The organism is Micromonospora trifolii (genome assembly GCF_050516465.1).
Taxonomy (GTDB): Bacteria; Actinomycetota; Actinomycetes; order Mycobacteriales; family Micromonosporaceae; genus Micromonospora; species Micromonospora trifolii.
In genome coordinates this window covers 2,816,134-2,830,370 of the sequence record NZ_CP191526.1, presented here as the reverse complement: position 1 = coordinate 2,830,370, position 14,237 = coordinate 2,816,134, and the positions used below count along the sequence as shown (strand labels likewise).

Below are 14,237 nucleotides of genomic sequence, written 5' to 3'. Positions count from 1 at the left end.
ACGTGTCCTCACCGACCACCACCCGTCCCCGTTCCGTCGCAGCCCGTGCCACCCGATTTGCGCTGGCCGCCGTCCTGGCCGCCGGCGGCGTCCTGGCCGGATCGTCCGGCGCCGCCCAGGCCGCCGGCCCCTACGAGCGGGGCCCCGCCCCGACCACCGCGATCCTGGAAGCCAGCCGCGGCCCGTTCGCGACGTCCTCGCAGAGCGTGTCTTCGCTGAGCGTCACCGGCTTCGGCGGCGGCGTCATCTACTACCCGACCAGCACCAGCGAGGGCACCTTCGGCGCCATCGCCATCTCGCCCGGTTACACCGCCGCCTGGTCCAGCATCAGCTGGCTCGGACCGCGCATCGCCTCGCACGGCTTCGTGGTGATCGGCATCGAGACCAACAGTCGGCTGGACCAGCCGGACAGCCGGGGCCGGCAGCTGCTCGCCGCGCTGGACTACCTCACCCAGCGCAGCTCGGTGCGCACTCGGATCGACAGCAGTCGACTCGCGGTGGCCGGCCACTCCATGGGTGGCGGGGGCAGCCTGGAGGCGGCCTCGTCGCGACCCTCGTTGCAGGCCGCGGTGCCGCTGGCGCCGTGGAACCTGGACAAGAGCTGGTCCGAGCTGCGGGTGCCCACGCTGATCATCGGTGGGGAGAGCGACAGCGTCGCGCCGGTCTCGTCGCACTCGGTGCCCTTCTACAACAGCATCCCGGCCTCCGCCGAGAAGGCGTACCTGGAGCTGAACGGGGCGAGCCACTTCTTCCCGCAGACCACGAACACGCCGACCGCGCGGCAGATGGTGGCCTGGTTGAAGCGGTTCGTCGACGACGACACCCGCTACGAGCAGTTCCTCTGCCCCGGCCCGAGCGGTTCGCAGATCGAGGAGTACCGCAACACCTGTCCCAGCGCCTGACGGCGGTCACGGGGCGGTCGCCGCTGGCGGCCGCCCCGTCCGTGTGCGTGCAGGGGATTGAAGGTCTTGACGCCAAACCCGAGAAACGTACACTGCGAGTGTAAATAAACACCCGCCACGACAGAGGGATGGGTGATGGAGCGCGGCCTCGAACTGCACCACATCGGCGTCCGTTTCGGCGGCCTCACAGCCCTCGACGACGTGTCCCTGCGGGTGCCACCCGACCGGGTGGTGGGCGTCATCGGGCCCAACGGCGCCGGCAAGACCACGCTGTTCAACGTGATCTGCGGCTTCGTCGCACCGGAGACGGGTTCACTCACCCTCGACGGCCGGCCGCTGCGGCCACGGCCGCACCGGCTGACCCGGCTCGGCATCGCCCGGACCTTGCAGGGCACCGGGCTCTTCGCCGGGCTGAGCGTGCTGGAGAACGTGATGACCGGCGCTTCGCACACCGCCCGTGCCGGCTTTGTCCCGGCGCTGCTCGGTCTGCCGGCCAGCGACCGCGACGAGCGCCGGCTCCGCGGGGACGCCCTGGCCATCCTCGACGAGCTGGGCATCGCCGAGCACGCGGAGGCCGCACCGACCACCCTGCCCTTCGCCGTACGCCAGCGGGTCGCCCTGGCCCGCGCGCTCGCCGCTCGGCCCCGGCTGCTCCTGCTCGACGAGCCGGCCGGTGGCCTCGGTGCGGACGACATCGCCGAGCTGGCGGAGCTGGTCCGGCAACTGCCCGGGCGGGACACCGACCCCTGTGCCGTGCTCCTGGTCGAGCACCACATGGACCTGGTGATGGCCGTCTGCGACGAGCTCGTGGTGCTCGACTTCGGCCGGGTCATCGCCGCCGGCACCCCGGACGAGATCCGCGACGACCCCGCGGTCACCGACGCGTACCTCGGTGCCACCGTCGAGGAAGAGGAAGAGGTGTCCCCATGAGCGGCACCGACCTGCTCGTCGTGCGGGGGCTGGTCGCCGGTTACGGCGCCGCGCCCGTGTTGCGGGCCATCGACCTCACCGTCCCGGCCGGCACCATCGCCGCTGTCGTCGGCGCCAACGGCGCCGGCAAGACCACTCTCCTGCGCGCGCTCTCCGGCATGATCCGCCCGGCCGCCGGCCAGGTCCTGCTGGCCGGGGAGGACCTTCGCGGTACGCCGGTGGAGCAGCTCGTCCGACGTGGCATGGCGCACGTCCCGGAGGGCCGGGGCGTGATCAGCGAGCTGACCGTCGACGAGAACCTGCGGCTGGGCGGGTTGTGGCGGCGTGACCGGGCCGACGCGGGGCGGGCCCTCGACGAGGTCTACCAGCTCTTCGAGCCGCTGGCCCGACGCCGCCGGCACCTCGGTCACCAGCTCTCCGGTGGTGAGCGGCAGATGCTCGCGCTCGGTCGGGCCCTGGTCGGCCGACCTCGTCTGCTGCTGCTGGACGAGCCGTCGCTCGGCCTGGCGCCACGGGTGGTCGCCCGGACCATGGCCCTGCTCCGCCAACTGCGCGACCGCACGGGCCTGACCGTCCTGCTGGTCGAGCAGAACGTGCGCAGCGCGCTCGCCGTCGCCGACCAGGGCGTCGTGATGTCCCTCGGTCGGGTGGTGATCGCCGCCCCGGCGGTGCAGCTACGTGACGACGTCGACCTGCGCCACGCGTACCTCGGTTTCTGACCACCACCACCTCGTCCCCCGGAGGGAGGACTGTTGGACCGCTTCGTCTTCCTCACCGTCGACGGCTTGTCCCGGGGCGCGGTGTACGCCGCGTTCGCGCTGGCCCTGGTGCTCATCTGGCGGGCGGCGCGGGTCGTCAACTTCGCCCAGGGGGCGATGGCCGTCGCCGCCGCGTACGTCGCCTACACCGTCAGCACCACGACCGGCTCCTACTGGCTGGGCTTCGTGGTCGCGATCGTCGCCGGCCTGTTGCTCGGTGCGCTGGTGGACCGGGTGGTGATGCGGCACGTCGATCACGCGTCACCGCTCAACCCGGTGATCGTCGCGCTCGGGCTGGTGCTGCTGATCCAGGCCGTGCTCGGCATGGTCTACGGCAGCGAGTTCCGCCCCGCCGAGGCCCCGTTCAGCCGGTCCGCCCTCACCGTGGGCGGGGTCGCCGTGCTGTCCCCGTACGACCTGTTCGTCTTCGCCACGATCGGCGTGGTGGTCAGCGGCCTGGCCTGGATGTTCGCCCGTACCCCGGTGGGGTTGCGGATGCGCGCGGCGGCCTTCGCTCCGGAGGTCTCGCGGCTGCTCGGGGTCAACGTCGGTGGGATGCTGACCCTCGGCTGGGCGCTCGCCTCCGGGGTGGGCGCGCTGGCCGCCATGCTGGTCCTGCCGACCGAGCTGGGCCTGCACCCGCACGCGATGGACCTGGTGTTCGTCTCGGCGTTCACCGCGGCGGTGGTCGGTGGTCTGGACAGTCCACCGGGGGCGGTGGTCGGTGGTCTGGTGGTGGGGCTGCTGCTCTCCTACGTGAGCGGCTACGCCGGCAGTGACCTCACCCCGCTCGCGGTGCTGGTCCTGCTGCTGGCGGTGCTGCTGGTCCGGCCCGGTGGGCTGTTCGCCCCGGTCGCGGCGAGGCGGGTGTGAGCGCCACGAGGGCGGCCCTGCCGCCGAGACAGCAGCTCGACGACCCGGCCGGCCGACCTGTCGACCGGCGACGCGGCTCCACCCTGCTGCGCCACCTCGCGGTGGTGCTGGCCGCCGGGTTGCTGCTGGTGGCGGTCAGCTACGCCGTCGAGCCGTTCCGCAACTTCCAGCTCGCCACCGTGGCCGCCTACCTTTGCGCGACCGCCGGGCTGACCGTCCTCACCGGGCTCAACGGTCAACTGTCGCTCGGTCACGGCGCGCTGATGGCCACCGGGGCGTACACCGTGGCGCTGTGCCAGACCGCGTTCGCCGACCGGGGGATGACCGGCGGCTGGCTGTTGCCGCTGTCGCTGGGCGCGGCGATCGTCAGCACTGTCGCGGTCGGCGCGGTGGTCGGTGTGGCCGCGGCCCGGCTGCGCGGCCCCTATCTGGCCGGGGTCACCCTCGCGGTGGCCGTGGTGGTGCCGGCGCTGGCGGTCACCTTCGACGGTGTGTTCAACGGCGAGCAGGGGCTGTCGGTGCCGGTGGAGCCGCCGCCGCTCTCGCTCGGTCCGTACTTCCCGTACGAGCGGTGGCAGCTCTGGGTCACCGGCACGGCCACCCTGCTCGCGTTGCTGCTGTTGGCGAACCTGATCCGCAGCCGGTACGGGCGTACCTTCCGGGCGGTCCGCGACGACGAGGTGGCGGCCCGCCTAGCCGGCATCCACGTGGCCCGCACCCAGGTCCTCGCGTTCGTGGTCAGCGCCGCCACCGCCGGGCTCGGCGGCGCGCTGCTGGCGGTGCTCGCGCAGAGCGTCTCACCCGGGGCGTTCTCGCTGACCCTGTCGCTGTTCCTGCTGATGGCCGTGGTGATCGGTGGCCTGGGTCGACTGACCGGCGCGTTGTGGGGGGCCGTCCTGCTGGTCGCCCTGCCCGATCTGACCCACTCGGTGACCGAGATGCTCACGCTCTCGCCCGCGGTGGCGCAGCGGCTGGAGGGCAACCTCCCCTTGGCGATCTTCGGACTCACCCTGATCGTCGTCATGATCGCCGCCCCCGGCGGTGTGCAGGGTCTGCTGTCGCGTCTCGGCCGGGCGTTGCTGGCCAGGCGGCCGACCCGGCGTTCCTGAGCTGTCCTCGGTCCGGCCTCGGCCGGGCGCCCCACCACCACACCGTTCCCACAGACAACCGGACCGAGAAAGGTCGGTGTTTCCCATGCACCGTAAAGCGCATCGCGGCCTCGCGATCGCCAGCACCCTTGCCCTGCTCATCACCGCAGCCGGCTGTAGCGGCGACGACGGCCCCGGCTCCGGCGGGGCGTCGGTGCCGGGCGTCACCGACGCCGAGATCGTCGTCGGCACCCACATGCCGCTGACCGGGCCGGCCTCGGCCGGCTACTCGAAGATCGCCCCGGCGACGAAGGCGTACTTCGACTACGTCAACGCCAACGGCGGAGTGCACGGCCGCAAGATCACCTACAAGATCATGGACGACGGCTACAACCCGGCGAACACCCAGCAGGTGGTCCGTCAGCTCGTCCTCCAGGACAAGGTCTTCGCCATCCTCAATGGTCTGGGCACGCCGACGCACACCGGTGTGCTCGACTTCCTCAAGAGCAACCGGGTGCCCGACCTCTTCGTCGCCTCCGGCAGCCGCAGCTGGGACCAACCGGACAAGTATCCGGGCACGTTCGGGTTCAACCCGGACTACACGGTCGAGGGCAAGATCCTCGCCAACTACGCGAAGGCGAACCTGGCCGGGCAGAAGGTCTGCTTCCTCGGTCAGGACGACGACTTCGGCCGGGACAGCCTGGCCGGCGTGGAGAAGGTGCTCGGCCCCGCAGCCGTGGCGGTCAAGCAGACGTACGTCACCAGCAACACCAACGTGGCGCCGCAGATCGGCGCGTTCAAGGCGGCCGGTTGTCAGGTCGTCGTGCTCGCCACCGTGCCCGGCTTCACCGCGCTCTCCGTCGGCACGGCGGCACGGCTGGGCTTCAAGCCGCAGTGGCTGGTCTCCAACGTGGGCGCCGACCACCCGACCCTGGCCAAGCAGCTCGGCGCCGCCGCGCCGCTGCTGGAGGGCATGGTCGGCACCAACTACCTGCCGATGCAGAACGACACCGCGAACCCGTGGATCCAGCTCTTCACGAAGGTCAACAAGGAGCACAACGGGGACGCGCCGTTCGACGGCAACACCGTCTACGGCATGTCGGTCGGCTACCTCTTCGTGCAGACGCTGCTCGCCGCGGGCAAGGACCTCACCCGGGAGAAGGTGCTGGAGGCCGTGCAGAAGGGCGGATTCCAGGGCCCCGGGTTGGTGCCGCTGCGCTTCTCCGCCAAGGACCACTCCGGGTACGGCGGCCAGCGGTTGAGCCGGGTGAGCGGGGGAGTGCAGACCTACTTCGGGCCGGCGTACGAGACGGACGAGGCGGACGGGTCGGTGAACGAGTACACCGCGACCCCGGCCGCGCCGCCGGCGAACGGGGTGCCGACCGTCTCCTAGGCCCTGTCCCCGACGTCCGACCGGGTGTGGTCCCCCTGACCACGCCCGGTCGGACGGCTGCGCGCGTGCTGCCGGAGCGGCCTGCCGACCGATTGTGGGAGGCGTTGACCGATACCGATCGACGCTCCTACTATCTGCACCGTGAATGCATATTCGGGCCGACTCGCGGACCGGGTCGCCATCGTCACCGGTGCCAGTCGGGGGATCGGTCTGGCCATCGCCCAACGCCTCGTCGCCGAAGGCGCGCGGGTGGGTCTGACCGCCCGCCGCCCGGAAGGGCTGGCCGAGGCGGTCGCCACCCTCGGCGGTCCGGCACACGCCCTGGCGGTGCCGGGCCGGGCCGACGATCCCGAGCACCGGGCCGCCGCGGTGGGCCAGGTGGGCGCGGCGTTCGGGCCGGTGAACCTGCTGGTGAACAACACCGGCATCAACCCGGTGCACGGCCCGCTGGTCGAGCTCGACCTCGCCGCGGCCCGCAAGATCCTCGACGTGAACGTGGTCGCCGCGCTGGGCTGGGTGCAGGAGGTCTGCGCCGCCGGCATGACCGAGCGCGGCGGCTGCGTCGTCAACGTCTCGTCGATCGCCGGGCTCGGCCCGTCGCCCGGCATCGCCTGCTACGGGGTCAGCAAGGCCGCGCTCAACCACCTCACCGCCAGCCTCGCCGTGGAGCTGGGGCCGACGGTCCGGGTCAACGCGGTCGCTCCCGGCGTGGTGAAGACCCGCTTCGCCGCCGCCCTCTACGACGGGCGGGAGGCCGAGGTCGCCGCGCGGTATCCGCTCGGGCGTCTCGGTCTGCCGTCGGACGTGGCGGGCGCGGTCGCCTTCCTGGCCTCCGACGACGCCAGTTGGATCACCGGGCAGACCATCGTCTGCGACGGCGGCGTCTCGCTGACCGGCCAGGCCGGATGACGACGTCGGCGGAGCGTCCGGAGCCGCTGATCAACGGCTGTCTAGACTCGGCGGTGCGTCGGGGGACGCCGTGGCGGTGAGGGGGCGAGGGCGGATGGACGGGGTCGATGTGGCGGGCCGGGTCGACGGGCGCACCGCCCGCGCCGAGCGGACCCGCGCGGCCATCGTCGAGGCGCACCTCGCGCTCATCTCCGAGGGCGACCTGCGTCCGACCGGGGAACGCATCGCCGAACGGGCCGGCATCTCGCTGCGCACCCTCTGGACCAACTTCAAGGACATGGAGACGCTCTTCGAGGCCAGCGGCGCGGAAGTGCTCCGCCAGCAGGACGCCGCCTACCGGCCGATCTCACCCGGGCTGCCGTTGGCGAAGCGGGTCGACGCGTACTGCCGGCAGCGGGCTCGGCTGCTCCAGCTCATCGCGCCGTCGGCGCGGGCCGCCCAGATGCGTGAGCCGGTCTCCGAACAGCTGCACCGCAACCGTCTCAAGCACATCGAACGGGTCCGCGACGAGGCCGAGGCGCTCTTCGCCGTCGAGCTGGCCGAGGCCGGGCCGGGGCGGGAGCAGTTGCTCAACGCCCTGGTGGCGGCGAGCACGTGGCAGGCCTGGTCGATGCTGCGCTACGGGCTCGGCCTGGGCGTGGACCAGGCCCGCGCGGTGATGGCCCGGACCGTGGGCGCCCTGCTGGCCGAGGTCGCGCCCGACTGATTCCGGCCCGGCCCGATATCGCCCCCTCTTTCCATTCGGTTTCCGATGGGTAACACTGGCAGGCATGGTTACTGCATCAAGAGTGCAACTAACCGTGCTGCGTGGCCGGGACGACGAGTGCCGGGCTGTCCGGAGCCTGCTCGACGGCATGACCAACGCCGGCGGTGCCCTGTTGTTGCGCGGAGAGCCCGGATCGGGCCGGACGGCGCTGGTCGGCTACGCCCATCGGCACGCCGAGGGCTGCACCGTGCTCGCCGGCAGCGGGCTCGCCGAAGAGGCCGCCCTGCCGTACGCCGGCCTGCAACGTCTGGTCGACCCGGTGCTCGACCGGGCCGCCGCGCTCCCCGGCGAGCAGCGCCAACTGCTGCGGCGCGCACTGGCCGGGGAGAGCTGCCCGGCCGACCGGCAACTGACCCTGTCGATGGCGGTGCTCGGGCTGCTCGCCGCCGCCGCCCGGGACCGGCCGTTGCTCGCCACCATGGACGACATCGACCGAGGTGACCCGCAGACCGCGCAGGTGCTGGCGTTCGTGGCCCGCCGACTGCGGCACCTGCCGCTCGCCGTCCTGCTCACCGCGGACGTCACCGCCAACCTCGACGGGATACCGGCGCACCGACTGCGCCCGCTGACCGAGCACGAGAGCAGCGCCGTCCTCACCGACCGGCTCGATCGGCTGACCGAGCGCGAGGGCCTCGACCGGCTCCCCGACCGGGCCGCAGCGTCGGCCCTGACCGCGTTGGCCGCGATCGGCGGCGGCAACCCGCAGGCCCTGGTGGACCTCGCCGAGGTGCTCACGGCGGGTCAGTGGCGGGGCGAGGAGTCGCTGCCCGCCGCACCGCCGGCGGACGGAGCGCTGGGTCGCGCGTACCGCGCCCGGCTGGACCGGCTGCCCCCGGAGACCCGACGGGTGCTGCTGCTCGCCGCGCTCGACGAGGACGGCGAGCCAGGCACGCTGATCCGGGCCGCGGCGGCCGCCGGCGCCGAGGTCGAGGCGCTCGCCCCGGCGGAGGTCGCCGGCCTGGTCCGCGTCGAGCAACGCGGCGTCACCTTCCCGCAGCCGCTGGTGCGCACGATGATCGCGGCCAGCGCCCCGCTCGCGGAGCGCCGGGCGGCGCACCGACTGCTCGCCGAGGTGCTGGTCGCGGACGGGCAGCGGCTGCGCCGGGCGATGCACCTCGCCGCCGCGACGGCGGGTGCCGATCCGGCCCTCGCCGCCGAGCTGGAGCAGGCGGCGGTGGGCGGATCCGACGGCTGGGCCGCCGCCTCGGTGGCCCTACGGTGGGCCGCCGAGCTGAGCGACCATCCGAGGCTGACCGCCACCCGTCTGCTGACCGCCGCCCGGTACGCCTGGGCCGGGGGACAACCCGACGAGGCCCGGCTGCTGCTCGACCGCCTCCGCGCGTTCTGCGTGGACCCGGTCGTCCGGGGTCGCGCCGACCTGCTCCGCGGTGAGCTGGAGCTGCGCTGCGGCACCGCGTCGAACGCCTCGGCCACGCTGCTGGCCTCCGCCACGGCGGTGGACGGCACCGACCGCGCCCTGGCGTTGACCGGGCTGGTGCGGGCCGGCGAGGCGGTCTGCTTCACCGGCGACCAGTACCGATACGCCGAGGTCGGCCGCCGGGCGCTGGCGTTGCGGCGCCCGAACGACCCGCCGGCCCTGGAGGTCATGGACTGTCTGATCGCCGGGGTGGCGGCGACCCTGCGAGGCGACCACGAGCGCGCCGGGCCCGCGCTGCGCCGCGCCGTGGTGCTGGGCGGCCGGCTGACCGGTTGGGCGTTGACCCCCACCGCGCTCAGTTGCGCCGCGGCGGCCGGATTGCTGGTGGCCGTGGACGGCGCGGCCCACCGGCTCGCCGAACGCGCCGTCGAGCTGGCCCGGGAACGGGGCGAGCTGTCGATGCTGTCGCGGGCGTTGGAACTGCGGGCGGTCGCCGAGTACTGGCTGGGTCGACACGAGGCGGCAGCGGAGACCTCCCGCGACGGGCTGCGCGTCGCCCGGGCCACCGGGCAGGTCAACTGCGCCAACGTCCATCTAGGAATGCTCGCCGTCCTCGCCGCGATCCGCGCCGACCGGGACACCAGCCTGCGGCGGATCCGCGAGATCGGCGAGTCGCCGACGCCGGGCAGCCGCCCGCACGCGCTCGCCGCCTGGGCCCTGGCGGTGCTCGACCTGGTCGACGGTCGGCACGCCGAGGCCGCAGACCGGCTGGCCTCGCTGGCCCGGATCGGCACACGTCGAGGTCAGGTCCTCGTGCAGGTGATGGCCACCCCGTACCTGGTGGAGGCGGCGGCGCACCTGGCGCACCGGCCGGCGGCGACGGCCGCGCTCGCCGCGTTCGACAGGTGGGCCAGCAGCACCGCGAGCCCACTGCGCCGGGCCCTGTCCGCGCGGTGCCACGCACTGCTCGCCCCTCGCGGCGGCGCCGAGGCGGAACGGGACTTCCAGACGGCGCTGCGCCTGCACCCGACGGAGGCCGGCACGTTCGAGCGGGCCCGCACCGAACTGCTCTTCGGCCAGGAGCTGCGCCGGAGTCGACGCCCTCGCGACGCGCGGACGCACCTGCACCAGGCCCGCGAGATGTTCAGCCTGCTCGGAGTGGAGTGCTGGGCCGAGCAGGCCACCACGGAGCTGCGGGCGGCCGGGGAGTCGATCGGTCCGCCGGACCTGCCCGCGGCGCGGTTGTTGACCGGCCAGCAACTGCGGATCGCCGAGCTGGTCGCCGAGGGCGCCACCAACCGGGAGATCGCCGCCCGGATGTTCCTCTCCACCCGCACCGTCGATCACCACCTGCGCAACGTGTTCCACCGGCTGGGCATCCGTTCGCGGACGGAGCTGGCCCGTGCGTTCACCGCCGAACGGCACGTCGGTCTGGCCTCGGACCGGTGAGCGTCCGGTCTGGACGCGTTTAACTATCACCGCTAGTTTAAGCGTCATGGACCTCACCCTCTCCGCCGAGCAGGCGGCGGTCCGCCAGCTGGCCGCCGAGTTCGCCGACCGCGAGCTGCTACCGCACGCCGCCGCCTGGGACCGCCGCGAATCGGTCGACCCCGCCATCGTCGGCATGCTCGGTGACCTGGGCTTCCTGGGGCTGACCATCGCCGAGGCCGACGGCGGCTCCGGCGGCGACCACCTCGCGTACTGCCTGGTCCTGGAGGAGCTGGGCCGGGGCGACTCGGCGGTGCGCGGCATCGTCTCGGTCTCCCTCGGCCTGGTCGCGAAGTCGATCGCCGCACACGGGAGCGCGGAACAGCGGGCCGAGTGGCTACCGAGGCTCTGCGCCGGCAGCGCACTCGGCTGCTTCGCGTTGACCGAGCCGGACAGCGGCTCGGACGCCGCCGCACTACGCACCCGCGCGGTCCGCGACGGCACCGACTGGCTGCTCACCGGCACGAAGACGTTCATCACCAACGGCACCACCGCCGACGTCGCGCTCGTCTTCGCCCGCACCGGCGGCCCCGGGCACCGAGGAATCAGCGCGTTCCTGGTGCCCACCGACAGCCCGGGGCTGACCCGGCGGGAAATCCACGGCAAGCTCGGCCTGCGCGGTCAGGCCACCGGCGAGCTGGGCTTCGACGAGGTGCGCGTGCCGGACACGGCCCGCCTCGGCGCCGAGGGCGCCGGATTCCGGCTGGCCCTGGCCACCCTCGCCAAGGGTCGGATGTCGGTGGCCGCCGGGTGTGTCGGCATCGCCCAGGGCTGCCTCGACGCGGCGGTCGGTTACGCCGGGCAGCGCACCCAGTTCGGCAAGCCGATCGCCGGGCACCAGCTCGTCCAGCAACTGCTCGCCGCCATCGCCGTGGACACCGCCGCCGCCCGGCTGCTGGTGTGGCAGGTGGCCGACCTGATCGACCGCGACCAGCCGTTCGCCACCGAGGCGTCGATGGCCAAGCTCTTCGCCAGTGAGGCCGCCGTCCGCGCGGCCAACAACGCGGTCCAGGTGTTCGGCGGGTACGGCTACATCGACGAGTATCCGGTCGGCAAGTATCTACGCGATGCCCGGGTGGCCACGCTCTACGAGGGCACCAGTCAGATTCAGCAACTGCTCATCGGCCGCGCGCTCACCGGCGTCAACGCCTTCTAACTGTAGGGAGATCCGGGATGAGAGTCTTCACCTCGTTCGAGGAGTTGGCCGCCGCGACCGGTGAGAGCCTCGGGCCCGGTCCGTGGCAGCGCATCGAGCAGAGCCGCGTCGACCTTTTCGCCGACGCCACCGACGACCACCAGTGGATCCATCTCGACCCGGTCCGAGCCGCGGCGGGCCCGTTCGGCGGGACGATCGCCCACGGGTACCTCACCCTGTCGCTGTTGCCGGCGTTGGCGGGCGGGCTGTACCGGGTCGAGGGGGTGGCGATGGGCGTCAACTACGGGCTGAACCGGGTGCGTTTCCCCGCGCCGCTGCGGGTCGGCGCCGCCGTACGCGCCACGGCCACCATCGCCGAGGTGTCGCCGGTCAGCGGCGGTGTGCAGCTGGTCGTGACGGTCACCGTGGAGAGCGACAGCGGCGGCAAGCCCGTCTGCGTGGCCGAGACCGTGAGCCGGCTCTACCGCGCCGTGGAGCAGTGACCGCCAAGCTCGGCGAGGGCCGGCCGAGGTGCCGTCCGCGCCGGTAGGCGTTCCGAGGGAAGTTCCGGAAATTGCGATGCCCTGCTGCCCCGTGAACCTGTGCGGTCGAACGGCGGCGGCAATGTCTTCGGCTTCATCACCATGGCCAACGGCAACTGGAGTCGCCCGGTGGTGCAATCCTGCACCGCCTGCTGAGCACCTCCGCATCCTGATGGGGCGGCGACGGAATCCGTCGCCGCCCATCAGCTGTCGAGAGCGGACGCGTCGGTCGCCTCGCTAACGCCAGCCCATCGCTCTGCTGGCGCTCCGACTTCGGCCACGCAACACGCCCAGCAGCGGCTGGTGCCGAGGGAGGGTAGCCCGATGGGCCGCCGGATAACGGCAGGCCGTTGTCCGGCGAGGGTGATGGGCCGGCAGCCGGCTGGGCCGCGCGACGTAGGGAGCGCACGCTGGGCCGCGGCTTGCGGTCCGTGGGTGGTTGCGGTGGGAGCCATCCCGCCCGTCATCGACCTGGGCGAGCCAAGCAGATCGCCGCCCGACCCGCCAGCGTCCGTACGGCGTCTAGACCGTCCTGACGTGGCGGGCCGGGCGGCGACCTGCTCTCCAGGCGGGGCGGGTCGATGGCAGACCGGATGGTGAATCTCCGCGCGGCCGATTGGTTGCGGCTCGAGGAAATCTGTGTCCATTTGCCGATCCGCGCCGGCCTCCTGAGCTGCCTGGGAGGATTCGGATCCTAATCCATTATTGGCAGTAGATGCTTTCAACTTTCGCCCGAGCGATTCCATTAATTCGAATCCACTGGCTCGTGCTGTAACCACGTCGGTCTACCGAATGCGTGTTGGAAGTGCCCTCGAATTTCCAGTTGACTCGGCAGCCTTTGTAGACGCGAAATGCGTCAGTGTCGTAGTAGTACGAGTAGTTGATGGTGCTTGATCCGACAGGAAGCTGGAAATCGGCATTACGCGCATACCGGTTGTCAGAACTCGTCACGCATGGGAGCGAGTCGCCTTGGTAGACGGATGGCAAGCTGCTCGGCCAGCAGTTTGCAACCTTGATTGAATGATTGGTGCTGCTGTTGTTGGTGACAACACCGCCGCACCCGGGTGTCCCGCAGGTGCCTGCGACTGCCGGGCTCACCGTCAATCCGAGGGCGCTCACCATGGTTGCGCTGACAGCAGCAGCGAGGACGCCCAGCTTTTTTAACAAGGCTCTCTCCTTGGGTCGGTGGGGTGGCACGAGATCCTTGTGTCGAACCCGTGATCACTGAATCTCCTGCCGAGATGACAAGAAAAATATTCGTTGCCGCAAGGGAGCAAGTAGTTAAAGTTCAAGAACCTTGCATCGGCACTACGTCTCTCCTGGAGGCCGTTGCGGTTGAGCAGCTGACAGCAGGGAGATCGAATAGGGTAGCCGGTCAGTGCCCTGTATTGGGTCAACGCAGGCCCGCAGCAGGGCATTGACGGGACAGTGCGGTGTCGATCGCGTCGCCATCTCGCGCGAGACAGAAACTAGCGGCACATCGCCCATGCTCCCCCGTCATTCAATAGATCGTCCCGAATCCATCCCCCAATCTGGGTTTGAACACTCTTGGCGTAAGTCCACGTTGGCCTTGGGTTGGCGGTGGAATCCCCCTGGTATGTCCAGCAGTGGTAGTCGAGAACTTCAGAGGGATCGACGACCGCGCGGATCTGACAAACGGTGCTCGATCCGTTGCGGGTATTTGCGCGTGTGGTGGTCTGGTGACGGCCAGGGGAGTCGTCCATGTCCGACGGCGGGGTTCTACCGCAGGCCCAATGCATAATTCCGAAGTCGCTGGGTTCGGCGGCACCCTTGGACACCTCCGCGATGTTCGGGGCGGCCGTCGACGAGGCTGATGCCTGCGGAGCGGCCCCGATCGCGCTAACCACGAAAGCCATCATGACCAATGCGGTGAAACCGGGTTGCCGGATCGACATTTTGATCAATTCATCGCTCCTTCGTGAGTGACTGGTCGACGTAGTTCACAGGCAGTGACAACGGACGTTGATCGATAACGAACCCACAAATAAATAAATGCCCCATCGTCTATTTGTGGGGAACGCGTGACACCCCCCGTACCCAGGACAGCCATCAGT

12 protein-coding genes are annotated in these 14,237 nt (G+C 71.4%); all 12 read left to right on the top strand.

Annotated features, from left to right (window positions below; translation table 11 throughout):
* Positions 1-2 precede the first annotated feature (2 nt).
* The 12 genes from ACQRWP_RS13130 (at position 3) to ACQRWP_RS13075 (ending at position 14,109) form a co-directional block, all read left to right on the top strand.
* The gene (locus ACQRWP_RS13130) at positions 3-902 is read left to right on the top strand and encodes an alpha/beta hydrolase family protein (protein WP_430502501.1); all 900 of its coding nucleotides are present in this window, start codon (positions 3-5) and stop codon (positions 900-902) included.
* A gap of 135 nt (positions 903-1,037) precedes the next feature.
* A complete protein-coding gene (locus tag ACQRWP_RS13125; RefSeq protein ID WP_430502500.1) occupies positions 1,038-1,832 on the top strand; it encodes an ABC transporter ATP-binding protein in 795 nt (264 codons plus the stop codon).
* Positions 1,829-2,551, top strand: a complete 723-nt coding sequence (locus tag ACQRWP_RS13120) for an ABC transporter ATP-binding protein (protein WP_112672860.1) — start codon at positions 1,829-1,831, stop codon at positions 2,549-2,551. The genes ACQRWP_RS13125 and ACQRWP_RS13120 overlap by 4 nt, the downstream gene beginning before the upstream one ends.
* Positions 2,552-2,584: 33 nt before the next feature.
* Positions 2,585-3,463, top strand: a complete 879-nt coding sequence (locus tag ACQRWP_RS13115) for a branched-chain amino acid ABC transporter permease (RefSeq protein ID WP_430502499.1) — start codon at positions 2,585-2,587, stop codon at positions 3,461-3,463.
* Entirely contained in the window at positions 3,460-4,572 is a 1,113-nt protein-coding gene (locus ACQRWP_RS13110; protein ID WP_430502498.1) for a branched-chain amino acid ABC transporter permease, read from the top strand. The genes ACQRWP_RS13115 and ACQRWP_RS13110 overlap by 4 nt, the downstream gene beginning before the upstream one ends.
* Before the next feature lie 85 nt (positions 4,573-4,657).
* Positions 4,658-5,944 (top strand): ABC transporter substrate-binding protein, encoded by a 1,287-nt coding sequence (locus ACQRWP_RS13105; protein ID WP_430502497.1) that lies wholly within the window; start codon positions 4,658-4,660, stop codon positions 5,942-5,944.
* A 141-nt stretch (positions 5,945-6,085) separates the two neighbouring features.
* The gene (locus ACQRWP_RS13100; RefSeq protein ID WP_430502496.1) at positions 6,086-6,853 is read left to right on the top strand and encodes an SDR family oxidoreductase; all 768 of its coding nucleotides are present in this window, start codon (positions 6,086-6,088) and stop codon (positions 6,851-6,853) included.
* Positions 6,854-6,947: 94 nt separating this feature from the next.
* Complete coding sequence (locus tag ACQRWP_RS13095) at positions 6,948-7,559, top strand: TetR/AcrR family transcriptional regulator (protein ID WP_430502495.1); 612 nt, start codon at positions 6,948-6,950, stop codon at positions 7,557-7,559.
* A 64-nt stretch (positions 7,560-7,623) separates the two neighbouring features.
* On the top strand, positions 7,624-10,446 hold the full coding sequence (locus ACQRWP_RS13090; RefSeq protein ID WP_430502494.1) for an AAA family ATPase: 2,823 nt from the start codon (positions 7,624-7,626) through the stop codon (positions 10,444-10,446).
* Between the two features lie 46 nt (positions 10,447-10,492).
* Positions 10,493-11,641 carry an acyl-CoA dehydrogenase family protein gene (locus ACQRWP_RS13085; RefSeq protein ID WP_430502493.1) on the top strand — a complete coding sequence of 383 codons (1,149 nt, stop codon included), beginning with the start codon at positions 10,493-10,495 and terminating at the stop codon, positions 11,639-11,641.
* Positions 11,642-11,658: 17 nt separating this feature from the next.
* Positions 11,659-12,123 (top strand): MaoC family dehydratase, encoded by a 465-nt coding sequence (locus tag ACQRWP_RS13080; RefSeq protein WP_430502492.1) that lies wholly within the window; start codon positions 11,659-11,661, stop codon positions 12,121-12,123.
* A gap of 1,761 nt (positions 12,124-13,884) precedes the next feature.
* On the top strand, positions 13,885-14,109 hold the full coding sequence (locus tag ACQRWP_RS13075) for a hypothetical protein (RefSeq protein ID WP_430502491.1): 225 nt from the start codon (positions 13,885-13,887) through the stop codon (positions 14,107-14,109).
* The last annotated feature ends 128 nt before the right edge of the window (positions 14,110-14,237 follow it).

Excerpts from the sequence above, each read along its gene's own strand:
- ACQRWP_RS13125 (WP_430502500.1), top strand. The coding sequence starts at position 1,038 with ATGGAGCGCGGCCTCGAACTGCACCACATCGGCGTCCGTTTCGGCGGC.
- ACQRWP_RS13120 (WP_112672860.1), top strand. The coding sequence starts at position 1,829 with ATGAGCGGCACCGACCTGCTCGTCGTGCGGGGGCTGGTCGCCGGTTAC.
- ACQRWP_RS13105 (WP_430502497.1), top strand. The coding sequence starts at position 4,658 with ATGCACCGTAAAGCGCATCGCGGCCTCGCGATCGCCAGCACCCTTGCC.
- ACQRWP_RS13095 (WP_430502495.1), top strand. The coding sequence starts at position 6,948 with ATGGACGGGGTCGATGTGGCGGGCCGGGTCGACGGGCGCACCGCCCGC.
- ACQRWP_RS13090 (WP_430502494.1), top strand. The coding sequence starts at position 7,624 with ATGGTTACTGCATCAAGAGTGCAACTAACCGTGCTGCGTGGCCGGGAC.
- ACQRWP_RS13085 (WP_430502493.1), top strand. The coding sequence starts at position 10,493 with ATGGACCTCACCCTCTCCGCCGAGCAGGCGGCGGTCCGCCAGCTGGCC.
- ACQRWP_RS13080 (WP_430502492.1), top strand. The coding sequence starts at position 11,659 with ATGAGAGTCTTCACCTCGTTCGAGGAGTTGGCCGCCGCGACCGGTGAG.
- ACQRWP_RS13075 (WP_430502491.1), top strand. The coding sequence starts at position 13,885 with ATGTCCGACGGCGGGGTTCTACCGCAGGCCCAATGCATAATTCCGAAG.